Genomic DNA, 24104 nt, shown 5'->3' on the forward strand with positions numbered 1-24104 from the left:
GGCTCTATGAAGATTCTTGTCATAGAAGACGATCGCGAGGCTGCGGACTATCTCGAGAAAGCCTTTGCCGAGGCCGGGCATACCGCCCATGTCGCCGGCGACGGCGAGACCGGCTTCACGCTTGCCGATGCCGGCGACTATGACGTCATGGTGGTCGACCGCATGCTGCCGCGCCGCGACGGCCTGTCGGTCATCGCCGGCCTGCGTTCGCGCGGCAACACCACGCCGGTGCTGATCCTGTCGGCGCTGGGCGAGGTCGACGACCGCGTCACCGGCCTGCGCGCCGGCGGCGATGACTATCTCACCAAGCCCTATGCCTTTTCCGAGCTGCTCGCCCGCGTCGAGGTGCTGAACCGTCGCGCCAGCGCGCGCGAAGCCGAAACCGTCTACCGGGTCGGCGATCTCGAACTCGACCGTCTCTCGCACTCTGTGCGCCGCGCCGCGCGCGAAATCACGCTGCAGCCGCGCGAATTCCGCCTGCTCGAATATCTGATGCGCCACGCCGGCCAGGTTGTGACGCGCACCATGCTGCTCGAAAATGTCTGGGACTATCATTTCGATCCGCAGACCAACGTCATCGACGTCCATGTCTCGCGGCTGCGCGGCAAGATCGAAAAAGGCTTCGACAAGCCGATCCTGCATACGGTTCGTGGCGCTGGCTACATGCTGAAGAGCGGCTGAACCCAGCATGGCCCTTTCCCTGCCGGCCATCATGAGAACGACGGCGGCGCGGCTCTCGGCGCTCTATTTCCTGCTTTTCGCCCTCTGTGCGGTTCTGCTGGTCTTGTACATGACCTCGCTGTCGGCGCGCATGCTGACCGCGCAGACGCAGGAGACCATCAATGACGAGGTGCTCGGCCTTGCCCGCGCCTATCAGCGCGGCGGGCTGCCGGTGCTGGTCCGCGTCGTCGAGGCCCGCTCCCGCCAGCCCGGCGCCAACCTCTATCTGATCGCCGATACCAACGGCCAGATCCTGACCGGCAATGTGCAGAGCCTGGAGCCGGGGGTGATCGAGACCGAAGGCTGGACGACGGAGCCGTTCTCCTACCGGCGCTTCGGCGAGGGCGAACTCGAACGGCAGCGCAATACGGCGGCCGACCAGAACGAGACGCAGCCCGGCCAGAACGAAGTCCAGGCCGAGGGCGAGAAGGGCCACAACGCAATTGCACTGGTGCTGCGCCTGCCCAACCAGATGATCATGCTGGTCGGCCGCGACCTCGGCGAACCCGAGCGGTTCCGCGCCGTCATCCGCCGTTCTCTGATGTTGGCGCTGGGCATGATGGGGCTCGGCGGACTGCTGATCTGGTTCTTCGTCGGGCGCGCGGCGCTGAAGCGCATCGACAGCGTCTCCGAGGCCAGCCGCCGCATCATGGGCGGCGACTTGTCCGGGCGCCTGCCGGTCACCGGCGCCGGCGACGAATTCGACCGCCTGTCCGAGAACCTCAATGCCATGCTGGCCAGGATTGCGACGCTGAACGAGGGGCTGAAGCAGGTTTCGGACAACATCGCCCACGACTTGAAGACGCCGCTGACAAGACTGCGCAACCGCGCCGAGGCGACGCTCTCCGGCAAGCACAAGACCACCGACTATCGGCAGGCGCTGGAAGGCACGATTGCCGAGTCCGAGCAGCTGATAAAGACCTTCAACGCCATCCTGATGATCTCCAGGCTGGAGGCGGGCTATTCCTCCGAGAGCACCAGCCGCGTCGATCTCGCCGCCGCTGTGCGCGACGTCGTCGAGCTCTATGAGCCGGTGGCCGAGGAGGCGGGCGTGACGCTGGAGAGCTCGGTCGAGGGTGATTTTGCCGTCAACGGCAATCGCGAACTGATCGGCCAGGCGCTGTCGAACATCGTCGACAATGCGATCAAGTACTCGACCGACGCGACCGGCAAGCCCGCGGTGCGCGTGGCGCTCGGGCGCGTCGGCGGCGAAATCCGGCTTTCGGTTACAGACAACGGCCAGGGCATTCCCGACGACGCCGACCGCGCCCGCGCGACCGAGCGTTTCGTGCGGCTGGAAAAGAGCCGCTCGCAGCCGGGGTCGGGCCTGGGCCTCAGCCTCGCCAACGCAATCATGACTTTCCATAACGGCAGGCTTGATCTTTTACCCGCCAATCCCGGATTGTCCGTGGTCATGGGTTTTCCCGCACGGGAGAACCATTGATGGCGGCGAGGAAGCCTGTGAAGCGGATCGAAACCGAATGGCATCTGCAACCGGTGGCAAGGCTTTTGCCGCTGGATGAAAGCCGCGCCCGGCGTGAATTGTCGGAGATCGCCGACGCCGCCGAGGAAGAGGACCTGCCCCGGCTGGCGAAGTTCCTGGCAGCCGAGGGCACCGTTCAGGATCTCCTCGCCGCGGTCTTCGACCTGTCGCCGTTCCTGCGTGATGCAGCGCGCCGCCGTCCCGGCATTCTCGATCAGCTGTTCGACGCCGATGTCGAGGCCCGACTGATCGCGATCGGCGAGGCGATCGGCAAGGCGGCCTTTACTGATTCCGTTTCGGAAACGAGCCTGATGATGGAGTTGCGGCTGTGCAAGGCCGAAGCGCATTTCCTGATTGCGCTCGCCGATCTCGCCGGCGAGGCCGAGCCCGCGCTGACGGTCCGCCGCCTCAGCGATCTCGCCGACGCCTGCACCCGCGCCGCGGTCGATTTTTTGCTCCGCGACGCGCATGGGCAAGGCAAGCTCGAATTGCCCGATCCTGAAAATCCGGCGCGCCAGTCCGGCTGGATCCTGCTCGGCATGGGCAAGCTCGGCGCGCATGAACTGAATTTTTCCTCCGACATCGACCTCGTCGTCTTCTTCGATCCGGAGGCGCCGGCGGTGACCGATCCGCTCGATGCGACGGAGCTGTTCTCGCGTCTCACCCGCCGCCTGGTGCGCATCCTTCAGGACCGCACCGAACACGGTTATGTTTTCCGCACCGATCTGAGACTCCGTCCCGATCCCGGTTCGACGCCGCTGGCGATTCCCGAAGAGGCTGCGCTTCACTACTATGAGGGGCGCGGCCAGAACTGGGAGCGCGCCGCCATGATCAAGGCGCGCCCGGTGGCCGGCGATCTCGCCGCCGGGGCTGCTTTCCTGAAGGAGTTGCAGCCCTATGTCTGGCGCAAATACATGGACTACGCCGCGATCGCCGACGTCCATTCCATCAAGCGCCAGATCCACGCCCACAAGGGCCATGGCGAGATCGCGGTCAAGGGCCACAACGTCAAGCTCGGCCGCGGCGGTATCCGCGAGATCGAGTTCTTCGTCCAGACGCAGCAGCTTATCGCCGGCGGCCGCTTCCCGGAGCTGCGCGGCCGCGAGACGGTGCCGATGCTCGGCCAGCTCGCCGCGCGCGGCTGGATCACCGCCGACGCGCGCGATGCTTTGACCCGGCAATACTGGTTCCTGCGGCGCGTCGAGCACGCCATCCAGATGGTCGCCGACGAGCAGACGCATATCCTGCCCGACAGCGATGAGGGGCTGGAGCGCATTGCCCGCATGCTGGGCATTGCCGAAGCCAAGACCTTCTCCGAAGCCTTACGTTCGTCGCTGCAACAGGTCGAGCGCCACTATGCGGCACTGTTCGAGACCGCGCCGGAACTGTCGGCCGGCGTCGGCAACCTGGTCTTCACCGGCGATGTCGACGATCCCGATACGCTGCAGACCTTACAGCGCCTCGGCTTCCAGAGGGCGAGCGACATCTGCCGCGTCATCCGCGGCTGGCATTTCGGCCGCTACCGCGTCACCCAGTCGGCCGAGGCGCGAGAGCGGCTGACCGAACTGACGCCGGCGCTCCTCAAAGCCTTCGGCCAGACGCGCCGCGCCGACGAGGCTTTGGTGCGCTTCGACGAATTCCTCGCCGGCCTGCCGGCTGGCATCCAGCTGTTTTCGCTGCTGCAGTCCAATCCTGCTCTGCTGAAACTGATGGCGACCATCATGGGCGCCGCGCCCCGGCTGGCGGCGATCATCACCAAGCGTCCGCATGTCTTCGACGGCCTGCTCGATCCGGCGCTGCTGAACGAACTGCCCAATCGCGCCTATCTGTCGGCGCGGCTGGCGGCTTTCACCGAAGGTGACAGGGCTTACGAGGACGTGCTCGACCGTCTGCGCATCTTTGCCTCCGAGCAGAAGTTCCTGATCGGCGTGCGCCTGCTCGCCGGCTCCATCAGCGCGAGCCGTGCCGGCCGTGCCTTTTCCGACCTCGCCGACCTCACCATCGACGCCGCTCTGCAAGCGGTGAGGGCCGAATTCGCGCTACGCCACGGCCGCATCGCCGGCGGCACGGTTTCGCTGCTCGGCATGGGCAAGCTCGGCAGCCGTGAGCTTACCGCCGGCTCGGACGTCGACCTCATCCTGCTCTACGATCACGACGCGGATGCCGAGGAATCCGACGGCGACAAGCCGCTGGCGCCGTCGCACTACTACACAAGGATCACGCAACGGCTGATCGCCGCCGTCTCGGCGCCGACGGCCGAGGGCGTGCTTTACGAGCTCGACCTTCGCCTGCGTCCTTCCGGTAACAAGGGGCCGGTCGCCACCCACATCGATGCCTTCAAAAAGTATCAGCGCCAGGACGCCTGGACCTGGGAGCATATGGCGCTGGCGAGGGCCCGCGCTATCGGCGGCGATGCCGCGCTGTGCGCCGAGGTCGAGGCCGAGGTGGCCGCCGTGCTTGCCTTGCCGCGCGATGCCTCCAAGGTGATGGCCGAGGCGTCGGAGATGCGGGCGCTGATCGAGAAGGAGAAGCCGCCGCGCGATCTCTGGGACATCAAGCTGATCCCCGGCGGGCTCATCGATCTCGAATTCCTTGCCCAGGTGGCGGTTATCACGGGCCACGTCGAGGCCGGCAGCAGGGTTACCGCGACGGCCGACATCCTGGCGCGGCTGGCGCCGGACTTCGTCGGCGCCGACATCAGGCAGGAGTTAAGCGATGCCTACCGGCTGTATCTGGCGCTGACCCAGATGATCAGGCTCTGCCTCACCGGCGTCTTCGAACGCGACGACGTTCCGCCGGGCCTGTCGGATCTGCTTCTGGCGGTCACCGACCTGCCGGATTTCGGTGTGTTGGAAGCACACCTCAAGGAGACGTCGCGAAAGGTCAGAAAGGATTTCGACCTTTTGCTTCGTGCGGGACAGCCGCAACAACGAGCGGCGGTTACCGATCGCATCGGGGGTGACGATGCAACAGGAGAAGACCAATGAGAAAGTCAACCAAACTTGCCCTCGCTTTCGCAGCCCTTGCCGGCGCCGTCGGCACCACGGCCTATGCCGAAAACAATGCCAGCGCCAAAATGCGCGACTACATGATGATGCGCCTCGACAAGACGATGAGGGACTCGAACGGCACCATCACCTTCGACCAGTTTTCCGACGCCATGAATGCCCGGCTGAAGAAGATGGTCGCCGACAATGGCGGCAAGCTCACCGTCGCCCAGCTCGCCGATGCGCTGGAGAAGGCGCGTTACGAGCGCATGGCCAAACGCATCATCGAACGCTACGACACCAGGGGCGACGGCACGTTGACCATCGACGACATCACCAGCCGCCAGAAGAAGGTCTTCGCCATCCTGGACAGGAACAATGACGGCAAGATCGAGAAGAGCGAACTGCCAAAGGGCGGCCGCTTTGGCCGTCACCGTCCATCGGGCGGCAACGACGAAGACGGCATGCAGTGACCCCGGCTACCGGCTCCGGCGGCACAAGCCGCCGGTGCTTGTGGGAAGACAGGCCGATTGCCGTGACCAAAGTCGATCTCGCCAATATCTACCGCGACTACATCGCCTGCCTGAACAGCCAGGATTGGTCGAAGCTCGGGCAGTTCGTTGACGACGAAGCGATCCACAATGGCCGGCGGATCGGCTTGTCGGGTTATCGCGAAATGCTGGAGAGGGACTTCGAGGACATTCCGGACCTCTATTTTGATGTCCGGATGCTGATCTCCGATCCGCCCTACATAGCGAGCCGGATCGCCTTCGACTGCAGGCCAAGGGGAAGGTTCCTTGGCCTGGACGTAAACGGCAGGAGAGTGTCGTTCGCCGAGAACGTGATCTACGAATTTCGCGGCGGAAAGATCGTGGAAGTGTGGTCGGTTATAGATAAGACCGCCATCGAAGCTCAGCTTTAGGCCGCTGCCTTCACCGCCGGCGTCGCCTTCTTGACCGGGATGCGCACCGACACGATGGTGCCGACGCCTTCGGTCGAGCGGATCTTCAGCGCGCCGCCCTGCAGTTCGGCCAGCGAGCGCGAGATGGCCAGCCCGAGGCCGGATCCGGCATGGTTCTTGGAGAACTGGTTCTGCACCTGCTCGAACGGCCGGCCGAGCTTGCCCAGCGCTTCCTTGGGGATGCCGCAGCCATTGTCCTCGATGGTCAGCACCAGCGCGCCCGAGGTGTTGCGCGCCCTGACCGAGATGTGGCCTCCCTGTCCGGTGAACTTCACCGCGTTCGACAGCAGGTTGATGACGATCTGCTTGATCGCGCGCCGGTCGGCGTAGAGCCGCATCGAATCGGCGATACGGGTTTCCACCGTGATCGATTTCTCGGCCGCCTGCAGCGAGACGACGCGCACGGTCTCCTTGATCAGCGGGCAGAGGTCGATCTCCTCGCGGTCCACCGAGAACTGGCCGGCCTCGATCTTCGACATGTCGAGTATGTCGTTGATGACGCCGAGCAGGTATTTGCCGCTGCCGTTGATGTCGGTGGCATATTCCTCGTAGCGCGGCGAGCCGAGCGGCCCGAACAGGCCCTGTTCCATCAGTTCGGAAAAGCCGATGATGGCGTTGAGCGGCGTGCGCAATTCGTGAGACATGTTGGCCAGGAATTCGGATTTGGCCCGGTTGGCCGCCTCGGCGCGCTCGGTTTCCTTCATATATTTGCGGTTGAGCTCGACGAGTTCTCGCGCCCGTTCCTCCTCCGCCCGGCGGGCAAGGCTGAGATCGTGGATCGTCGCCATCAGCCGGCGCTCGCTGTCGACCAGCTTTTCCTGGTGCAGCTTGATCTGGGTGATGTCGGAGCCGACCGAGACTGTGCCGCCATCCCTGGTCCGCAGTTCGTTGACCTGCAGCCAGCGGCCATCGGCAAGCTGCCGCTCCAGCGTCACGCCGCCTTGCGGTCCGTTGCTGTTGGCGAGCCTGCGCTCCGAGGCGAAGGCCAGCATGTGCTCTTCCAGCGCCGTGCGCGCCGCGCCCGGCATCACGTCGCGGTCCGAAAGGCCGTTGTCCTTCTGGAATTTGGAATTGCACATGATCAGGTGCTCGGAAGCATCCCACAGCACGAAGGATTCGTTGATATTCTCGATCGCTGTCCTGAGCCTGAGATCCGCGGCTTCCGAGCGCAGCGCCAGATGCCGCTGTTCGGTGACGTCGACGGCAATGCCGATCAGCTGGATCTCCGGCGCTTCGGGGTCGATCACCTGGGCCCTGGCGCGCATCCACACCCATTGCCCGTCGGCGTGCCGCATGCGGAACACCTGGTCGATATGGTCGATCTCGCGCTCGACGATGCGGTTGGCAAGATCGAACAGGTCGCCATCTTCGGGATGGATGATCTCGTCGACCTCGCCGAACGACAGCATCGTATCGCAGGGCTCGTAGCCCAGCATGTCGTACATCGAGCGCGACCAGTACATCTTGCCGCGCACCATGTCCCAGTCCCAAAGGCCGCAGCGGCCGCGCACCAGCGCCATGTCGATGCGCTGGTGTGCTTCGAGGTAGATGCGGTCGGCGGCCTGAGCCCGCGCCGCCTGGCCGAAATAGGCATAGAGGATGATGATCAGCACGCCGGCCGTCAGCACGAACAGCGTGACGTTCAGGGAGACTGTCTTGCGCCAGCTGTCGAAGACCGCTTCCTGCGGCACCAGCACGGCGGCCGCGTTCTTGCGGCTCGCCGTCAGGCTCACCGCGGCGTACCAGTTCTGTCCGCCGATGCTGACGTTCATCACTCCTGCGCGCTCGCCGAACATGAACAGCGGCTGGCCACCCTGGACGAGGCTGTCGAGCGAGCGCCCTTGCCAGCCGGTCGACAGAGGCGACACGGCAATGATCTTGAAGGCGTCATCGGTGATCGCCAGCACATGGCTTCGGCCCATGGCGCCCAGCCGGCCGGCATTCTCCAGAAGGTCCAGTGCACCGGTGGAGGCGGCATTGGGGTCGGCGGCCATCGCGCTCGCCATCTGGCCCGCCGCCAGCGAGAGAATGGCCCTGGTGTCACGCTCCACTTCGTCGCGCTCGTTCATCAGCGACAGGACGCGCAGTGCCGCGATAACGACCAGGAACAGGATGATGAGGGCAGGGATCGAACGGCGCAGCAAGGGCTCGGCTGCCAAGAGCCGCCGGTAGGCGGGTTCGGCGATCAGCCGCGTGTTGCCCGCAAGGCCGTCGCCCCGCGCCTCACGCCGCTCAAAAGCCGTCCCTCCGGGCGCGCCCCACGCGTCCGCCTTGGCCATAAATGGCTACTCCCCGAATTCCCTGTGCTTGACGATCCGGCAACACCGCACGTCCGAATCGTCTCTAAGGAATCAAAGGTGATTCGCCTTGTCCAGAGGCGCGGCCAAAAAAGATTAAAAATCGACTAAAATAACGCCTTTCTGATCCGGCAGGCGCGATCTTCCCTTCTTCCCCCACAAAGGGGGAAGGGAGGGGGGCTCACGCCAGCGTGCGCTCCACAATGTCGCGCAAATCGGCAGACAGGTTTTCGGCACTGGCGATCTTGAGCAGCGCCTCCCTGGCCTTGGCCTGCCGGACCGGCTCGAGCGAGCGCCATGAGCGCAGCGCCGTCGCCAGTCTGGCCGCCACTTGCGGGTTGCGTTTTTCGACCGCGAGCACCGTCTCGGCAAAGAAGCGGTAGCCTTCGCCGTCGGGACGGTGGAAGCCGGTCTGATTGGCGCTGGAGAACGTGCCGACCAGCGAGCGCACCCGGTTCGGATTGGCCATCGAGAACCCGGCGTGCTTGGTCAGCGCGCGCACCGTCTCGACGGTTTGCGGACCGGGCACGCCGGCCTGGATCTGGAACCACTTGTCCATCACCAGCGCATCACCGCCATATTTCGTCTCGAAATCAGCCAGGGCTCTCGCCGCCTCGGGCGAGCCGCGATGGCGGTGTGCAAGCACGGTCAGCGCCGCGGCGCGGTCGGTCATGTTGGTGGCGGAACGGAAATGGCGTGCCGCGAGTTCGGTGCCTTCCGGCAGCAGTGTGAGATAGTCGAGCAGGATGTTGCGCAGCGACCGCCGCCCGGCGCTCGCCGCATCCGGGCTGAACGGCCCTTTGTCGGCAAGGCGGTCGTAGAGACTCGAGAATGCTTGCCCGTTGACCTTGGCGATCGCCAGCGCCAGCGCCTCGCGGGCGGTGAAGATCGCGTCCGGGTTGATGCCCTTGCCGATGTCGCGGGCGATGTCGGCTTCGCCGGGAAGCGCCAGCGCCAGCGCGCGGTAGGCCGGCTCCAGCGTCTCGTCGCCGGCGATCTTGCCGGCGAGTTCGGTCAGCCGCGCTGTGTAGGCCGGCTCTCTGCCGCCGAGGATCTGGCGGAAGGCCGCAATCAGTGCGTCGGTTAACAGCGTGTTGAACGCTTGCCAGCGCGAGAAGCTGTCGCTGTCATGGCCGGCCAGGAAGAACTGGTCGTCGGCCTTCTGCTCGACCGACAGCGTGATCGGCGCTGAGAAGCCGCGGTTGAGCGACACAGCCGGGCGCTCGGCCACGCCCGAGAAGCGCACGACCTGCCGGCGCTTGCGGATGTGGATGACGCCGTCCTCGACGGTGGCGCCCTCGACGCCTTCATAGGCAACCGGTCTGCCATCGGCGCCGACCAGGCCGAAGGCCAGCGGAATGTGCATCAGCCGCTTGCGGCTTTCCGACGGCGTCGGGGGCACCGACTGCTCGATCTCCAGCGTGAATTCCCGCGCAGCCGGATTGTGCGTCGAGCTCACCGTCAGGTTCGGCGTGCCGGCCTGATGGTACCAGAGCGCAAATTGCGACAGGTCGCGCCCGGAGACATCCTCGAACACTTTCAGGAAATCCTCGATCGCCGCCGCCTCGCCGTCATGGCGGTCGAAATAGAGGTCCATGCCGGCACGGAACGCGTCATCGCCGAGGATGGTGCGGATCATGCGCACCACTTCCGAACCCTTTTCGTAGACCGTGGCTGTGTAGAAATTGTTGATCTCGCGGTAGCGGCGCGGCCGCACGGGATGTGCCAGCGGCCCCTGGTCCTCGGGGAATTGATGCGCGCGCAGCGTACGCACTTCGGCGATGCGCTTGACTGCGCGCGAGCGCTGGTCGGCGGAGAATTCGTGGTCGCGAAAGACCGTCAGCCCTTCCTTGAGGCAGAGCTGGAACCAGTCGCGGCAAGTGATTCTGTTGCCTGTCCAATTGTGGAAATACTCATGCGCGATGATCGCCTCGATATTGGCGAAATCGGCATCGGTCGCGGTCTCCTCGTTGGCCAGCACATATTTGTCGTTGAAGATGTTGAGGCCCTTGTTCTCCATCGCCCCCATGTTGAAGTCGGAGACGGCGACGATGTTGAAGACGTCGAGATCGTATTCGCGCCCGAAGGCTTCTTCATCCCATGTCATCGACCGCTTCAGCGCATCCATCGCGTAGCCGGCGAGCCGCTCCTTGCCGGGCTCGACATAGATGCCGAGTTCGACCGTGCGCCCGGATAGGGTGACGAAGCTGTCGGCCACCTTGCCGAGCGCGCCGGCCACCAGCGCGAACAGATAGGATGGCTTGGGGAAGGGATCATGCCAGACCGCATAGTGCCAGCCGTCGGCAAGGTTCCCGCTGCCGGCCGGGTTGCCGTTGGACAGAAGCAGCGGCGCCTCGTCCAGCTTAGCCTCGATGCGCACCGTGTAGACCGACAAGATGTCGGGACGGTCGAGGAAATAGGTGATGCGGCGAAAGCCCTCGGCCTCGCATTGCGTGCAATAGACAGAGTTGGAGCGATAGAGGCCCATCAGCGTTTCGTTGCCCGCCGGCGCGACTTCGGTCTCGATCAGCAACTGGAAGCGGGGCGCCGCCGGCGGCTGGGAAATTGTCAGTTGATCCGGCGTCGCCAGGAAATCCGTGGACTGAAGCTCGCTGCCGTCGATGGCGACACGGATGAGCGTCAGCCCGTCACCATCCAGAACCAGCGGCGCTGATGCCGCGACGCCGTCGCGACGTTCGATCGTCAAGGTTGCGGTGACGCGGGTCGCCTCCGGGGAAAGGCGGAAAACAAGGCTGGTTTCCAAAATGAGATAGTCGCTGGGGCGATAGTCTTCGAGCCTGAAGACATGGCCGGTATCGGTGCGCATTCCCTTGGGTTTCCCGTCGATTTGCGTGGCGGAAAGTGTGTCCGCTGGTCCAAAAAGTTTGAAGTCCGCGCTCTTTACACGAAACGGTCACTCGACAAAACTGCACCAGTGCCTATTTCAGACACTCGTTTCCCCAATCATCGCGAGGCATTCATGACCGTCGTCACACCGAAATTCGGCATGGGCGCTTCCGTGTTGCGGCGCGAGGATCAGGCTTTCATCAAGGGTGAGGGGCGTTACACCGACGACATCAGCCCTGCCGGCCTGTGCAGCGACAGGGTCAATTATGTTGGCGATGCCGTCGCCTTCGTCGTTGCCGACAGCCGCGCACTGGCGCAGGACGCGGCCGAGATGATCGAGGTCGACTACGACAGCGAGGATGCCGCCTCCGGCACCGCCATCGCGTTGGATGAAGGCACGCCGCCGCCTTCGACCACCAACGCACTGGGCATCAAGGGTGCCGGCGAGGCCGGCACGATCGGCGCGACGCCGGCCGCGCTCAACACGGTGACCGACGCACTCTGGCGCGCCTACGGCATCAGGCACATCGAGATGCCGGCGACGCCGGCGCGCATCTGGGCGGCGATCCAGGAAGCATCGCCGGCGTGATGGCGGAGAAGAGGGCCGAGCCGAAGGTTGGCGGCGATCATGCCGTCGGCCACAGCACATTGCGGGGCATCGCGCTCAAGATCGTTTCGGTGGCGGTCTTCGTCGGCATGTCGACCTGCATCAAGGCGGCAGGCACGGTGCCGGCGGGGCAGATCGTCTTCTTCCGCTCCTTCTTCGCCATCTTTCCGATCATCGCCTTCCTCGCCTTCAGGGGAAAGCTCGGCACAGCGTTCACGACCAAACGGCCGTTCAACCACATCGCGCGCGGTGTCGTCGGCGTCGGCGCCATGGGGCTCGGCTTCTTCGCGCTGACCAGGCTGCCGCTTCCCGAGGCGATCACGCTCAACTATGCCCAGCCGTTGCTGGTGGTGGTGTTCTCCTCGATCTTCCTCGGCGAGGCGATCCGCGTCTATCGCTGGAGCGCGGTCGCGGTCGGCCTTGTCGGCGTGCTGATCATCTCCTGGCCGGAACTGACGCTGCTGCGTTCGGGCGCTGCCCTTGGCGACCAGGAGGTGCTTGGCGTCATTGCAGCGCTGATTGCCGCGGCGATTTCGGCCATCGCCATGCTTCTGGTGCGCAACCTCGTCCAGACCGAGAAGACGGCGACCATCGTGCTCTGGTTCTCTTCGACGGCGAGCGTCATGTCGCTGTTGTCGCTGCCGTTCGGCTGGCAGGCGCTGACGCCGGGCCAGACGGCGCTGCTGGTCGCGGCGGGTTTCTGTGGCGGGCTCGGCCAGATCCTGATGACGGCGGCCTATCGCCATGCCGAGGCCTCGGTCGTGGCGCCGTTCGAATACACCTCGATGATCCTCGGCGTCGTCGTTGGCTACCTGGTGTTCGGCGACGTGGCGTCACTCAACATGCTGGCCGGCGGCGCGATCGTGGTGGCGGCCGGCATCTTCATCATCTGGCGAGAGCGGCAACTGGGCCTCGAGCGCACCCGCACGCGAAAGGCTACGCCGCCGCAGGGGTGAGGCTGACTTCGTTCTGTCGAGTTCCTTCGAACCCCGCGACCTTTCCGGTTACGACACCTTCGCCGCCCGCTCCTTCGCCAGCCGCACCAGCACCGTTCTCGTCGGCTCGTCGGCCGGGAAAAAAGATTCGATCGCCAGTTCCGACAGCGTGACGTCGAGCGGCGTGCCGAAGACGGTGATGGTGCTGATGAAGGACAGAACCTGGTCGCCATGCGCGAGCCTCAGCGGATGGACGATACCATCAGGCTCGACCGAAACGGGACGCCCGTCCTTGAGGCCGGACGGATAGGACCGCAGTTCGCGCTCCAGTTCGACAAGGACGGGATCGCCGCTGGCATCGTTCTGGTGCTTCAGCCGCTCCAGCAGATGCGTCCGCCATTCCGCCAAATTGACGATGCGCTGCGCGACGCCGCCCGGATGCAGGCTGAGCCGCAGCACATTGACCGGCGGCTTGAGCAACGACGCTTCGCTGATATCCGCCAGCAACGGGCCGATGGCGGCATTCGCCGAAACCAGGTTCCAATGGCGGTCGACCGCCAGAGCAGGGAATGGCTCGTGCCCCTTGAGCACGGTCTCGACTGCCGCCATTGCCGGCGCCAGCGTCGCATCGGTGAGCGACCGCTCGCTGAAGCTTGGCGCAAAGCCCGCCGCCAGCAAGAGCTGGTTGCGTTGCCGCAGCGGGATCGACAGCTGTTCGGCCAGATGCAGCACCATGTCGCGCGAGGGTGCCGCCCGGCCGCTTTCGACGAAGCTCAGATGCCGCTGCGATATCTCGGCTTCCATGGCGAGGTCGAGCTGAGACATGCGCCGGCGCGTGCGCCATTCGCGGATGAGGCTGCCGGCGGAGGTCTGAGCTGTTGTCATGGGCCATGGTTAGGCCGGTGCGCGGCGCATTTCAATTACCTGGAAGGTTATCGCTAGGTGAGCGCCCGCAGCTTTGCCTTCACCTCGAGAAAATCCCGCCAGGCCAGCTTCTTGTGCGCCGGCGTCCTGAGCAGATAGGCCGGGTGCAGCGTCGGCATGGCCGGAATGGCGGTGCCCGACGCCGTGGTATGGACGCGCCAGTTGCCGCGCAGTCGCAAGATTCCTTCGGTCGTGTTGAGCAAGGTCTTGGCGGAGGGGCCGCCGAGATTGACCAGCACCTTCGGATTGACCAGCTCGATCTGCCTTTCGATGAACGGGCGGCAGATCTCCGTCTCATGCGGGGTCGGCGTGCGGTTGCCCGGCGGCCGCCACGGGATGACATTGGCGATATAGGCCGAAGTCCGGTCGAGGCCGATCGCCGCCAGCATGCGGTCGAGCAGCCGGCCGGAGCGGCCGACGAAGGGCAGGCCTTCGAGGTCCTCGTCCCGGCCCGGCGCCTCGCCGACCAGCATCAGGTCCGCGTTTGGGTTGCCGTCCGCGAACACCAGGTTCTTGGCGGTGAATTTGAGGTTGCAGCCGTCAAAGGCCGCCATGTGCTGGCGCAGTTGCTCCAAGGTTGACGCCGTCGCCGCCAGTTGCCGTGCAAGTGCGGCCTGCGCCTCGTCCGGTACCGTCGCTGCGCCAGCAGGCGCGCGCGCGGGTGGCGCGTCCGGCAACCGGCTCATGTCGGGCCGTGACGGCGCTGATGGTGGTTGTTGTTGAACGTTTTCGCGCGCTGGCGCCGCTGCCATCGGCGTGCGCTCCGCCGGTTTCGGTGCCGCCTCGGCAAACCGGTTCACCGGCGCGTCCTCGAGCGCGTCGTCGACGCCGGCGCTGGCATAGAAGGCGAGCAGGTCGGCGAGGTCGGATCGGGTGATGGGGGAGGCGGCAGTCATGCCGCCACCATCGTTCGCGCGGCATGAATTTGCAAGGTTGGACCGCGGGTTGAAATATGGCGGAATACTTCACCCGGTTGGTATGCGCGGATCCTGCACCAGATAAAACGTCCAGCGCGGCGTGTAGTCGGTGATCAGGAATTCGAAGCGGCCCGTCATCAGCGGATCGATCTTGCCATTCTTGAACAGCAGCCGGTCATAGGGTTCGAAGTCGCGGTCGAAATCGGCAAAACTGCTCGATATGATGTTGTCGGGCGTCTTGTTGCGCTGGTCGAACGACAGGCCGTCGCCGAACACGCTCGGCTGGTTGAGGATCTCCTGCAGCTCGAACTGGAACTCGACCCAGGCCTGGCCGCTGTTGTTGAGCACTTCGATGCGCATGTACATGATGCCGTTGGCTACATCGCCGGCCCTGCCGAACGCCTCGATCGGTTTGGTGGTCCGGATGGTCAGCGTCACCGGCGTCGCCGAATTCAGTTCTTCGGTGATGACGATCGGATCGTCCTTGGTACCGATGCCCGAAACGCCGGTGATGTGGAAGCCGCCGAGTTCGTCGGAAAAGGAATAGGCGCCGGTCGCCCAGACCTTTAGCTGCTCGCCATGGGCCTCGGTGGCAACCAGCGGCGAAAGGAGCAGAAGAGCCACGCGGCAGGCCTGGCCGGGCATGGAGAAAAAGCGCGTCAATGAAAAGCCGGATGGCTCTGGCGGGCGCATGGCGCGAAGTATGGCCGATAAGCAAGCCGCCGAACAATTGAAAAAGCTGCAGCCGGATGTTTCTACCCATCAGCCGCGACTTTTTGTCGAAATCGGTATTGTCACGCCAGCGCCGGTTTCCCGTCGCGTATTGATGCGCTATGCAGCGGATAAGCCAGCAAGATACCCGGATGGGATAAGCCAGTGCGGAGGGGTTGATGAGCGACATCGAACGCGAGAGCATGGAATTCGACGTGGTCATCGTCGGCGCGGGCCCGGCCGGCCTTGCCGCCGCGATCCGCCTCAAGCAGGTCAATCCCGAGCTTTCCGTCGTCGTTCTGGAAAAGGGCGGTGAGGTCGGCGCCCACATCCTGTCCGGCGCCGTCGTCGATCCGATCGGCATCGACCGCCTGCTGCCGGGCTGGCGCGAGGAAGAGGGGCATCCCTTCAAGACGCCGGTTACCGACGACCATTTCCTGGTGCTCGGCCCTGCCGGCTCGTTCCGCCTGCCCAACATCCTGATGCCGCCGCTGATGAACAATCACGGCAACTACATCGTCTCGCTCGGCAATGTCTGCCGCTGGCTGGCGACCAAGGCCGAGGCGCTCGGCGTCGAGATCTATCCGGGGTTTGCCGCAGCCGGCCTGCTCTATAACGACGCGGGTGCCGTCACCGGCGTCATCACCGGCGACATGGGCGTCGAGAAGGACGGCACGCACGGCCCGGGCTTTGCGCCGGGCATGGCGCTGATGGGCAAATATGTGCTGATCGGCGAGGGCGCGCGCGGCTCGCTGGCCAAGCAACTGATCGCCAAGTACAAGCTCTCCGAAGGCCGCGAGCCTGCCAAGTTTGGCATCGGCCTCAAGGAACTCTGGCAGGTCAAGCCGGAGAACCACAAGCCGGGCCTGGTGCAGCATTCCTTCGGCTGGCCGCTCGACATGAAGACCGGAGGCGGCTCCTTCCTCTACCATCTCGAGGACAATCAGGTCGCGGTCGGTTTCGTCCTCCACCTCAATTACAAGAACCCGTATCTGTCGCCGTTCGAGGAATTCCAGCGCTTCAAGACCCATCCGGCCATCGCCGGCACCTTCGCCGGCGCCAAGCGGTTGGGCTATGGCGCGCGCGCCATCACCGAGGGCGGCTTTCAGTCTGTGCCGAAACTGTCTTTCCCTGGCGGCGCGCTGATGGGTTGTGCTGCGGGCTTCGTCAACGTGCCGCGCATCAAGGGCTCGCACAATGCGGTGCTCTCCGGGATGCTGGCGGCCGAGCATGTCGCAGAGGCGATCGGCGCCGGCCGCGCCAATGACGAGCTTTCTTCCTACGAGGCGGCATGGCGCGCGACCGACATCGGCAAGGACCTGAAGAAGGTGCGCAACGTCAAACCGCTGTGGTCGCGCTTCGGCACCATCATCGGCGTCGGCCTCGGCGGCCTCGATATGTGGCTGAACACGCTGTTCGGCTTCTCGCCCTTCGGCACGCTGAAGCACGGCAAGGCCGACTATGCGACACTGGAGCCTGCCGCCAAGCACGAGAAGATCGCCTATCCCAAGCCCGACGGCGTGCTGACCTTCGACCGCCTGTCCTCGGTGTTCCTGTCCAACACCAATCACGAGGAAAACGAACCGGTGCATCTGCTGGTCGCCGACATGGCCCTGCAGCAGCGCTCCGAGCACGACGTCTTTGCCGGCCCTTCGACGCGCTACTGCCCGGCCGGCGTCTATGAATGGGTCGACAAGGACGGCAACGCCGCCGCGGACCCGACGGCCAAGGACGTGCGCTTCGTTATCAACGCGCAGAACTGCGTCCACTGCAAGACCTGCGACATCAAGGACCCGAACCAGAACATCAACTGGGTGCCGCCACAAGGCGGCGAAGGCCCGGTCTATCAAAACATGTAAGCCACGCGCCAACCGGGCCGTCTTGCCAGAGCATGTGAGACATCAGGACTGTTGAATCTGCCACGCGCTTATGTTTCCATTCCCGGACGATACGGAGATGGCCAATGCGCCTGGCGGTTCTGACATGCCTCGTGGCGATCGCCGCCCTGTGCGGTTCCGCTGCGGCCGCCTCGGCCGGCAGCAAGGTGGTGGTCAAGACCAAAACCTATGACATCACCGGGACGACGGGGCTGGCGCTGATGGAAGCCATGGACCGCAAAGGGCCGAAGCACGGCTTCATGACGCATGCCATCGCGCAGACCGGCTATACCGTCGACTGGGACCTTGACGACGGCCAGGACAATGGCGTCTGCCGCATGCGGCGGGCCAACGGCACGCTCAATCTGTTCTATACCTATCCCCGTGTCGCTTCAGCCACGACGCCAGCGCTGCAGAAGCGCTGGAAGCGGTTCTTCGCCGGCGTCCGCGCTCATGAGGAGACCCACGGCCGCATTGCCCGGGAGATGATGCGCGCCACCGAGAGATCGATCCGGGGGCTGAAAGTTGCCGACGACCCGTTCTGCTACAAGACACGGCGCGAGGCGCGGCAGCGTATCAAGGCCGCCTATGCCGTATATGAAGCGAAGCAAAACGCTTTCGATGCCCGCGAGCATCGGAACGGTGGTCATGTCGAGCACCTCATTATCGCTTTGATCAAGCCTTGAGAGTGCGCGCTTCAGCTGCGCGTCTTGACGACCTGTCTCAACAAGGCGAGCGCAGTCTCATGCTCGTCAGGCTTCTTGTCATCGGGCCGCAGCGAGAACTCGACCATGATCGGAAGATGGTCGGAGCCAGTGTCCTCCAGCCTCGACGCTGAATGAATGACGACGGCACCCTTGCTGAAGACCTGATCGATCGGCAGCCCGGCGTAGCGCCGCAGGAAGTCCGGCAGCCGGAGAAGGATCCAGCTCGGCCCGGCCGAGGGCATCACTGTCAGCCCGCCGAGTGCTGCGACGCGCCGCACGGCCGCGCTCCACGGCACGGCGTTGCAGTCGCCAGCCATGATCGCCGTCTCGCCGAGCGAGGAGAGTTGCTGTGACAACTCGCCGATCTGCCATGATTGTTCCCGCGGCCATGGCCAGCTGAGATGGATGGCGGCGACATCGACGGCGCTGCCGCCGAAATCGACCTTCGCGATGGCCATCGCGCCGCGCCGCTCACAAATCGGCTCGGTGCCGGCGACGAACGGTCGTCTGGACAGCAGTGCGACGCCGAACACGCCGTTGGGATAGGGGCAGAGGATCCGATAGGGATAGGCGCTGGTGATGTAGCCAAGCTCGGTCGTCCACATCTCCGACACCTCGTCGAGGGTAATCACGTCTGGGTTGATCCGCCCGATCAGCGACAGCACCTTCTTCGGCGTCGGATTGTCGTAGCGCAAATTCATCTGCAGCAGTCTGTAGATGGGCTGGTCGACCGGCTTGCCGACATAGGCGGCCTGCACCTGCCACAGGCGCGGCAAGGCGTTCGACGTCGTGGTAAAGGCCGCCACCGCAAAGACGAGCGCCGCGGCCGCCTGCAGGCGAAACGAGGTGGCAAGCAGCGGCAAGGCAAACAATGCCATCAGCACGGCCAGATGGACGCGGAAGTGGGAGAATGAATCGAAAGCCGGATGCAGCGTGCCAAAAAACCCGGCCACCAGCGCGACCGAGAGACCCAGCATTGCCAGGAACGCCATCGAAGCCATCATGTTTCGCACGCGTGCCATCAGACCAGGGTTTGCCTCGCCGAGGTGTCCAGCCTGTTTATCGGCCAAAATGCGGCCCAATCAAGATGACCGAATGCCTCGCCGGGAGCCTGCGGGCCGTGCCTACTGGAAGGCCGTCTCCGAAAAGCTTCGGAGCTTGCGCGAATGCAGCCTCTCCATCGGCATCCCGGCCAGTTTTTCCATCGCCCTGATGCCGATGGTCAAGTGCTGCGCCACTTGCCGCTTGTAGAATTCGGTCGCCATGCCGGGCAGCTTCAGCTCGCCATGCAGCGGCTTGTCGGAGACGCACAGCAGCGTGCCGTAGGGCACGCGGAAGCGGAAGCCGTTGGCGGCGATCGTAGCCGATTCCATATCGAGCGCGATCGCCCGCGACTGCGACAGCCGCTGCACCGGCCCGCGCTGGTCGCGCAGCTCCCAGTTGCGGTTGTCGATGGTGGCGACGGTGCCGGTGCGCATGATGCGCTTCAAATCGTAGCCGGAGAGCCCGGTGACTTCCGCCACCGCCTCCTGCAGCGCCACCTGGATCTCGGCCAGCGGCGGGATCGGCACCCAGACCGGCAGGTCGTCGTCCAGCACATGGTCTTCCCGGACATAGGCATGCGCCAGCACATAGTCGCCCAGCGCCTGCGTGTTGCGCAGTCCGGCGCAGTGGCCGAGCATCACCCAGGCATGCGGGCGGAGCACCGCGATATGGTCGGTGATCGTCTTGGCGTTCGAAGGGCCGACGCCGATATTGACCATGGTGATGCCGCCATGGTTCGGCTTCTTCAAATGATAGGCCGGCATCTGCGGCAGTCGCTGCGGCGGCGTGCCTTCGCCGGGCATGCTTGCCCCGGGGCGGGTGACGACATTGCCTGGTTCGACGAACTCGGCATATCCGCCGCCGCCATTGGCCATCAACTCGCGCGCACGGCCGACGAACTCGTCGATGTAGAACTGATAATTGGTGAACAGCACGAAGTTCTGGAAATGCTGCGGCGTGGTCGCCGTATAATGCGACAGCCGGTGCAGCGAATAGTCGATGCGCTGTGCCGTGAACGGCGCCAGCGGCCGCGTCTCGCCGAACGCCACTTCGAAGGTGCCGTTGGCGATCTGGTCGTCGGTTCCGTCGAGGTCCGGCACGTCGAACAGGTCGCGGATCGGACGCTTGATGCGTTCGGCGGCAGTGCCGTCGACATGGGTGCCTTCAAGGAAGGCGAAATGCAGCGGGATCGGCGTGGTCGATTCGGAAACCGTGACCTGAACGCCGTGATTGCGCATGATCAGGCGAAGCTGTTCGATGAGATAGCTCTCGAAGAGCATCGGCTGGGTGATGGTGGTCGAGAAATGGCCTGGCGTCGGCATATGGCCATAGGCCTGCCGCGAGTCGATCTGCGTGAAGGAACTCGTGGTGACGCCGATCTCCGGGTAGAAGGCCCGGTAGCGCTTGTTGTTGTCGCCGCCTGCGGCCAGCGCTGTGAAGGAATCGCGCAGGAATTTGGTGTTGCGGTCGTAAAGCGCCTGCAGGGCCGCGACCGCCTTCTTGGCATCGTCGAAGCTCCGCTTGCCGAAAGGCTCCGGCATGACGACCGATTCGATGGCTTGGGGGTAGATTCGCTTTTCCATGGCTCAATATAGAGATTTGGAAGAGCCCTTGGGAGGGGTCGAAAGCCGCGAAGAAGACCAAAGCGTCGATTTCTTCTCCCACGGTTCAAAGGTGTGTTGAGATTCAGGTCAGGCCGAGCCGAAAGTGGTGGGTTCCGAGAACCGGCGCGGAGCGTACTTAAAGTACGTGAGCACCGGAAGCGCAGGAAGCCGCCATTTGCAGGCCGGCATCACCTGAATATCAGCAGACCTTAGCCGCGCTGCAGGCTGACCAGTAACACAAAGCCGACGCCGTTCTTTTTCAATGCCGGGGCCTCGATCGTCGAACCGGCATCGGCGCGCAGCATCGGCACGGCCAGCACCGGGGCGGCGAGAAGCGTCAGGATGAGCGCTGTCCGCGGCAGGAGCCGAAGGATCTTCAGGGCGCTGGTGGCGATGCGGTTCATGGTCGTTTGCTTTTCTCTGGGTTTCTGGTGCTTTGTCGTTTCAGTGGCGAAGATGGTTCGAACAGCCGAAGCTGCAGGAATTGGCTGCGTCCCAGGAGCGGGCCGGACGGCCTGCTTCGGCGACGAGGATGGCGAACAACATGCCGAACAGGCTCATCAGCAGGCAGACGATGGTGAGGCGGCGAGCGAGCATTGGCGTGGTGTCGTCCTTCAATGCCGAGGAGAATGCCCAAATGCCTCTGAACCGGCTCTGATGCCGGCGTTCATCTGCGGTTCAAATTGATTGACGGTGTTTTGGACCGTCGCGCAGGCGCGTGAGGTCGAGGCCGTGCGCCTGTCCGCTGGCGACAACAAGTCGGCGGCGCTACCGCGCCGCGCAAAAAGAAACGGGGCCGCGAAGGCCCCGTTCTCCCATTCCTTGGTGGCGAAGACGATCAGAGCTTGTGCCAGGTCTGGCTCTTGCAGATCAGTCCGCCGAGCACGCAGCCGCTCATCTTGAGCGAGGTGCCCGAAAGCGTCGCCTTGCCGGAATAGGTCTTGTCGTTTGCTGGATCGGTGATGCTGCCGGCATACTTGTTGTCGCCGGCAGGTTTGAGAGAGCCGATGGTCTTGCCGGCATATTTGCCGGTCTTCAGCGTGATGGAAAACGAACCGCCGCCGGCGATGGCTGCGGTATCGCCGGCCTGTGTCTTCCAATTGCCTTCGATCGGGTCGGCCCATGCCGCACCGGTCATGATCAAGGTGGCCGCCAGGGCCAGGCTCACTTTTCGAAACATGTCTGTCCTCCCTATGGGTTTCGGTGGGGCTCCGTTCCGCCTTCCCGCCCCTTACGCAAACGTAAGCTAATCCAGCTCCTGGCAAAACAAAAGCGGTGCCGCCACGGAAGGTTGCGGGATTTATTAGCTACCGGTCGGCGAACAAATGAAGCGATCCAAGCAGGGCCTTTGGTTCTCGTGGTTAGCGGAGTCTTGATCCCCGATCTCGGAATTTTCGTCAAATTTTTCTCAAGCAGGCAGAATAGCTGGCTTTGTATCCTTAACGAATTTCCGTGTTTACCTCTTGTTTTAGCTTTGTTTTCCTCAAATTAAGCACGCCATTTAACGACGGATTCAAGGCTCGGCGGCATTCTCGAAAGCATCGAAAGAGCGGCCCCCCAAGGGACACCAAGGGACAGAAGGAGGCAGCTCTCGGGAGCCAGACAGGGGATTTGAAATGGCACGTTTTGAAATGCTTGAAGCCGGCTTCGGCGCCATGGGGGCAACTGCCCAGGCCGACATTCTTTTCGAACTGGGCATGATGTATGCGACCGGCCGCGATTGCGAGACCGATGTCGTCGCCGCCCACAAATGGTTCAACATCGCCGCCATCAAGGGTTCGGTCCGCGCCGCGGAATTGCGCTCGGAATTGTCGGCCGCAATGTCCAAGGTCGAGATCGCCAAGGCGCTGCGCGAAGCGCGCGAATGGATGACGATGCACTAAGCACCGGGCTCCCGGTGCCCAAAGATCACGTGCAGCGAGATCACGGGGCAGGAACGCTTTTGGTCAAGGCCGCGAAAGACGGCCGGCCCACCAGGGACAAGGCCGCGAGAAGACGGCCATACGAACAAGACCAAGAACACGGCAGGCCAAATCCGGTCAAGCCGTGCGGCAGGCAGGGAAGTAAGCGGGGTTTCGGGGCGCGGGGGCGTTCGGGGAAGCTCCATTGGCAAAAGCCGCGACCGGCCGGGACAAGGCCGGCGCGGCTTTTGGCTGTTTCGGCCAGGCCAAGATCATGGTCATACAACAAGACCAGGCCGCGTCGATGACTGAAGTATGTTCGGCGGTGATACTGCGCAGGCCCAATCGAGTGCCGGCGATGCGCCAAGACATGCCGGGCGAAGGGTGAAATTGTCCCGCCTCTGTGGAAGAAGCGTGGCCGGAAGGGTCGCGCGTGAGTGGAGGAGCACTATCACCATGAAAAAAATGGGTATTTTGAGCGCGGCCGTATTAGGTCTGATGATGAGCGCACCGGTTGCGTTCGCCGACGATATCACCGTCTCTGTTGTCGGCCCGATGACCGGCCAACTAGCCAACATCGGCGACCAGTTCAAGCAGGGCGCACAGGCAGCCGCCGACGCCATCAATGCCGCCGGCGGCGTCAACGGCAACAAGATCAAACTCGACATCCAGGACGACCAATGCGATCCGAAGCAAGCTGTGTCGGTCGCCAACCGCATCGTCGCCGACGGCACCAAGTTCGTCGACGGCCATGCCTGCTCGGGTTCGAGCATTCCGGCCTCGGCCGTCTATGCCGAAGCCGGCACGCTGATGATGAGCCCGGCGTCTTCCAACCCGGAGCTGACCGATGCCGCGGCAAAGGCCGGCTGGCCGACGATCATGCGCCTCTATACGCGCGACGATGCGCAGGGCGCTTTCATCGGTCCGTGGATCGCCAAGAAATACGCCGGCAAGAACGTCGTCATCCTGCATGACAAGAGCGCCTACGGCCAGGGCGTTGCCGACGCCGTCAAGGCGACGATGAATGCCGGTGGCCTCAACGAGGTGAATTACGAAGGCATCAATGCCGGCGAGAAGGACTATTCGGCTCTCGTCACCAAGCTGAAGGAACTGAAGGCAGACGTGGTCTATTTCGGCGGCTACCACCCCGAAGCCGGCCTCATCCTGCGCCAGGCTGCCGAGCAGAACGTCAAGTTCCAGCTGATCATGCCGGACTCGATCGCCTCGCCGGAATTCTGGCAGATCGCCGGTCCGGCCGGCGAAGGTACCATGTTCGTCTTCCCGTCGGACCCGCAGGCCAAGCCCGAAGCCAAGGACGCCATCGCCAAGATCAAGGCGGGCGGCTTCGTGCCGGAAGGCTTTACGCTGTTCTCCTATGCCGTGGTCCAGGCCTTCGCCGAAGGCATCAAGCGCGCCGGCAGCGATGACCCGGCCAAGGTCGCAGAGGCGCTGAAGAACGGCCAGCCGATCAGCACAGTGGTCGGCGAAGTCACCTTCGACGAGAAGGGCGACCTGAAGAACGCCAGCTACGACATCAACCAGTGGCACGACGGCAAATACGCGCCGATCCAGCCGTGATCTT

At 64.0% G+C, this 24104-nt stretch carries 21 protein-coding genes and 2 pseudogenes; 13 read left to right on the forward strand and 10 right to left on the reverse strand.

The features are described from left to right. Positions 1 to 6: 6 nt before the first annotated feature. The 5 genes from A6B35_RS12685 (at position 7) to A6B35_RS12705 (ending at position 6112) form a co-directional block, all read left to right on the forward strand. Positions 7 to 681 carry a response regulator transcription factor gene (locus A6B35_RS12685; RefSeq protein ID WP_006199726.1) on the forward strand — a complete coding sequence of 225 codons (675 nt, stop codon included), beginning with the start codon at positions 7 to 9 and terminating at the stop codon, positions 679 to 681. 7 nt (positions 682 to 688) lie between these two features. Beyond that, positions 689 to 2164 (forward strand): sensor histidine kinase, encoded by a 1476-nt coding sequence (locus A6B35_RS12690; protein WP_006199727.1) that lies wholly within the window; start codon positions 689 to 691, stop codon positions 2162 to 2164. Next, a complete protein-coding gene (locus tag A6B35_RS12695; protein WP_006199728.1) occupies positions 2164 to 5190 on the forward strand; it encodes a bifunctional [glutamine synthetase] adenylyltransferase/[glutamine synthetase]-adenylyl-L-tyrosine phosphorylase in 3027 nt (1008 codons plus the stop codon). The genes A6B35_RS12690 and A6B35_RS12695 overlap by 1 nt, the downstream gene beginning before the upstream one ends. Then, positions 5187 to 5663, forward strand: coding sequence for an EF-hand domain-containing protein (locus A6B35_RS12700; protein ID WP_006199729.1), 477 nt, complete (start codon positions 5187 to 5189; stop codon positions 5661 to 5663). Before A6B35_RS12695 ends, A6B35_RS12700 begins: the two co-directional genes overlap by 4 nt. 62 nt (positions 5664 to 5725) lie before the next feature. Continuing rightward, positions 5726 to 6112 (forward strand): ester cyclase, encoded by a 387-nt coding sequence (locus A6B35_RS12705; protein WP_006199730.1) that lies wholly within the window; start codon positions 5726 to 5728, stop codon positions 6110 to 6112. Here the strand turns inward: A6B35_RS12705 and A6B35_RS12710 are convergent. Continuing rightward, entirely contained in the window at positions 6109 to 8430 is a 2322-nt protein-coding gene (locus tag A6B35_RS12710) for a PAS domain-containing sensor histidine kinase (protein ID WP_006199731.1), read from the reverse strand. The genes A6B35_RS12705 and A6B35_RS12710 overlap by 4 nt on opposite strands. Before the next feature lie 199 nt (positions 8431 to 8629). Further along, on the reverse strand, positions 8630 to 11275 hold the full coding sequence (gene pepN, locus A6B35_RS12715) for an aminopeptidase N (protein WP_006199732.1): 2646 nt from the start codon (positions 11273 to 11275) through the stop codon (positions 8630 to 8632). A 180-nt stretch (positions 11276 to 11455) separates the two neighbouring features. Between pepN and A6B35_RS37510 the strand changes: the two are divergent. The 3 genes and pseudogenes from A6B35_RS37510 to A6B35_RS12725 all read left to right on the forward strand — a co-directional run. Next, positions 11456 to 11599, forward strand: a pseudogene (locus A6B35_RS37510) (hypothetical protein); the annotation flags it as partial. Between the two features lie 102 nt (positions 11600 to 11701). Then, a pseudogene (locus A6B35_RS37515) lies at positions 11702 to 11884 on the forward strand (hypothetical protein); the annotation flags it as partial. Then, positions 11884 to 12858: a DMT family transporter gene (locus A6B35_RS12725; protein ID WP_006199734.1), complete on the forward strand. Its 975-nt coding sequence runs from the start codon at positions 11884 to 11886 to the stop codon at positions 12856 to 12858. The pseudogene A6B35_RS37515 and the gene A6B35_RS12725, both read left to right, overlap by 1 nt. Positions 12859 to 12906: 48 nt before the next feature. Here the strand turns inward: A6B35_RS12725 and A6B35_RS12730 are convergent, their stop codons facing one another. From A6B35_RS12730 to A6B35_RS12740, 3 genes are all read right to left on the reverse strand, one after another. Further along, positions 12907 to 13722, reverse strand: a complete 816-nt coding sequence (locus tag A6B35_RS12730) for a helix-turn-helix domain-containing protein (protein WP_006199735.1) — start codon at positions 13720 to 13722, stop codon at positions 12907 to 12909. Between the two features lie 53 nt (positions 13723 to 13775). After that, entirely contained in the window at positions 13776 to 14657 is an 882-nt protein-coding gene (locus A6B35_RS12735; protein ID WP_006199736.1) for a uracil-DNA glycosylase, read from the reverse strand. A 69-nt stretch (positions 14658 to 14726) separates the two neighbouring features. Continuing rightward, positions 14727 to 15371, reverse strand: coding sequence for a hypothetical protein (locus A6B35_RS12740; RefSeq protein WP_081482034.1), 645 nt, complete (start codon positions 15369 to 15371; stop codon positions 14727 to 14729). A 197-nt stretch (positions 15372 to 15568) separates the two neighbouring features. Between A6B35_RS12740 and A6B35_RS12745 the strand changes: the two genes are divergently transcribed. Further along, positions 15569 to 17248: an electron transfer flavoprotein-ubiquinone oxidoreductase gene (locus A6B35_RS12745; RefSeq protein WP_006199738.1), complete on the forward strand. Its 1680-nt coding sequence runs from the start codon at positions 15569 to 15571 to the stop codon at positions 17246 to 17248. A 104-nt stretch (positions 17249 to 17352) separates the two neighbouring features. Next, positions 17353 to 17952, forward strand: a complete 600-nt coding sequence (locus A6B35_RS12750; protein ID WP_006199739.1) for a DUF922 domain-containing protein — start codon at positions 17353 to 17355, stop codon at positions 17950 to 17952. Between the two features lie 11 nt (positions 17953 to 17963). Here A6B35_RS12750 and A6B35_RS12755 read toward each other — a convergent pair whose 3' ends face one another. The 5 genes from A6B35_RS12755 to A6B35_RS12770 form a co-directional block, all read right to left on the reverse strand. Continuing rightward, entirely contained in the window at positions 17964 to 18995 is a 1032-nt protein-coding gene (locus tag A6B35_RS12755) for an endonuclease/exonuclease/phosphatase family protein (protein WP_006199740.1), read from the reverse strand. A 102-nt stretch (positions 18996 to 19097) separates the two neighbouring features. After that, on the reverse strand, positions 19098 to 20558 hold the full coding sequence (locus tag A6B35_RS12760; RefSeq protein WP_244425839.1) for an AMP nucleosidase: 1461 nt from the start codon (positions 20556 to 20558) through the stop codon (positions 19098 to 19100). 272 nt (positions 20559 to 20830) lie between these two features. After that, complete coding sequence (locus A6B35_RS12765) at positions 20831 to 21025, reverse strand: hypothetical protein (RefSeq protein WP_006199742.1); 195 nt, start codon at positions 21023 to 21025, stop codon at positions 20831 to 20833. A gap of 40 nt (positions 21026 to 21065) precedes the next feature. Continuing rightward, positions 21066 to 21218, reverse strand: a complete 153-nt coding sequence (locus A6B35_RS36190) for a hypothetical protein (protein WP_006199743.1) — start codon at positions 21216 to 21218, stop codon at positions 21066 to 21068. Positions 21219 to 21459: 241 nt separating this feature from the next. After that, complete coding sequence (locus A6B35_RS12770) at positions 21460 to 21801, reverse strand: DUF2147 domain-containing protein (protein ID WP_006199744.1); 342 nt, start codon at positions 21799 to 21801, stop codon at positions 21460 to 21462. A 436-nt stretch (positions 21802 to 22237) separates the two neighbouring features. Between A6B35_RS12770 and A6B35_RS12775 the strand changes: the two genes are divergently transcribed. From A6B35_RS12775 to A6B35_RS12785, 3 genes are all read left to right on the forward strand, one after another. Continuing rightward, positions 22238 to 22504, forward strand: a complete 267-nt coding sequence (locus A6B35_RS12775; protein ID WP_006199745.1) for an SEL1-like repeat protein — start codon at positions 22238 to 22240, stop codon at positions 22502 to 22504. Positions 22505 to 22727: 223 nt separating this feature from the next. Next, positions 22728 to 22910 carry a hypothetical protein gene (locus A6B35_RS12780; protein ID WP_006199746.1) on the forward strand — a complete coding sequence of 61 codons (183 nt, stop codon included), beginning with the start codon at positions 22728 to 22730 and terminating at the stop codon, positions 22908 to 22910. A 68-nt stretch (positions 22911 to 22978) separates the two neighbouring features. Continuing rightward, entirely contained in the window at positions 22979 to 24100 is a 1122-nt protein-coding gene (locus A6B35_RS12785; protein WP_006199747.1) for an ABC transporter substrate-binding protein, read from the forward strand. The last annotated feature ends 4 nt before the right edge of the window (positions 24101 to 24104 follow it).

Source organism: Mesorhizobium amorphae CCNWGS0123, from assembly GCF_001686985.1.
GTDB classification, from domain to species: domain Bacteria; phylum Pseudomonadota; class Alphaproteobacteria; order Rhizobiales; family Rhizobiaceae; genus Mesorhizobium; species Mesorhizobium amorphae.

What these genes read in the sequence shown, in the direction of transcription:
- A6B35_RS12745 (WP_006199738.1), top strand. Translation starts at nt 15,569, where the DNA reads ATGAGCGACATCGAACGCGAGAGCATGGAATTCGACGTGGTCATCGTC.
- A6B35_RS12730 (WP_006199735.1), bottom strand. Translation starts at nt 13,722, where the DNA reads ATGACAACAGCTCAGACCTCCGCCGGCAGCCTCATCCGCGAATGGCGC.
- A6B35_RS12685 (WP_006199726.1), top strand. Translation starts at nt 7, where the DNA reads ATGAAGATTCTTGTCATAGAAGACGATCGCGAGGCTGCGGACTATCTC.
- A6B35_RS12755 (WP_006199740.1), bottom strand. Translation starts at nt 18,995, where the DNA reads ATGGCACGCGTGCGAAACATGATGGCTTCGATGGCGTTCCTGGCAATG.
- A6B35_RS12740 (WP_081482034.1), bottom strand. Translation starts at nt 15,371, where the DNA reads ATGCGCCCGCCAGAGCCATCCGGCTTTTCATTGACGCGCTTTTTCTCC.
- A6B35_RS12695 (WP_006199728.1), top strand. Translation starts at nt 2,164, where the DNA reads ATGGCGGCGAGGAAGCCTGTGAAGCGGATCGAAACCGAATGGCATCTG.
- A6B35_RS12785 (WP_006199747.1), top strand. Translation starts at nt 22,979, where the DNA reads ATGAAAAAAATGGGTATTTTGAGCGCGGCCGTATTAGGTCTGATGATG.
- A6B35_RS12700 (WP_006199729.1), top strand. Translation starts at nt 5,187, where the DNA reads ATGAGAAAGTCAACCAAACTTGCCCTCGCTTTCGCAGCCCTTGCCGGC.
- A6B35_RS12770 (WP_006199744.1), bottom strand. Translation starts at nt 21,801, where the DNA reads ATGTTTCGAAAAGTGAGCCTGGCCCTGGCGGCCACCTTGATCATGACC.
- A6B35_RS12735 (WP_006199736.1), bottom strand. Translation starts at nt 14,657, where the DNA reads ATGACTGCCGCCTCCCCCATCACCCGATCCGACCTCGCCGACCTGCTC.
- A6B35_RS12765 (WP_006199742.1), bottom strand. Translation starts at nt 21,025, where the DNA reads ATGAACCGCATCGCCACCAGCGCCCTGAAGATCCTTCGGCTCCTGCCG.
- A6B35_RS12725 (WP_006199734.1), top strand. Translation starts at nt 11,884, where the DNA reads ATGGCGGAGAAGAGGGCCGAGCCGAAGGTTGGCGGCGATCATGCCGTC.
- A6B35_RS36190 (WP_006199743.1), bottom strand. Translation starts at nt 21,218, where the DNA reads ATGCTCGCTCGCCGCCTCACCATCGTCTGCCTGCTGATGAGCCTGTTC.
- A6B35_RS12775 (WP_006199745.1), top strand. Translation starts at nt 22,238, where the DNA reads ATGGCACGTTTTGAAATGCTTGAAGCCGGCTTCGGCGCCATGGGGGCA.
- A6B35_RS12760 (WP_244425839.1), bottom strand. Translation starts at nt 20,558, where the DNA reads ATGCCGGAGCCTTTCGGCAAGCGGAGCTTCGACGATGCCAAGAAGGCG.
- A6B35_RS12710 (WP_006199731.1), bottom strand. Translation starts at nt 8,430, where the DNA reads ATGGCCAAGGCGGACGCGTGGGGCGCGCCCGGAGGGACGGCTTTTGAG.
- A6B35_RS12750 (WP_006199739.1), top strand. Translation starts at nt 17,353, where the DNA reads ATGCGCCTGGCGGTTCTGACATGCCTCGTGGCGATCGCCGCCCTGTGC.
- A6B35_RS12690 (WP_006199727.1), top strand. Translation starts at nt 689, where the DNA reads ATGGCCCTTTCCCTGCCGGCCATCATGAGAACGACGGCGGCGCGGCTC.
- pepN (WP_006199732.1), bottom strand. Translation starts at nt 11,275, where the DNA reads ATGCGCACCGATACCGGCCATGTCTTCAGGCTCGAAGACTATCGCCCC.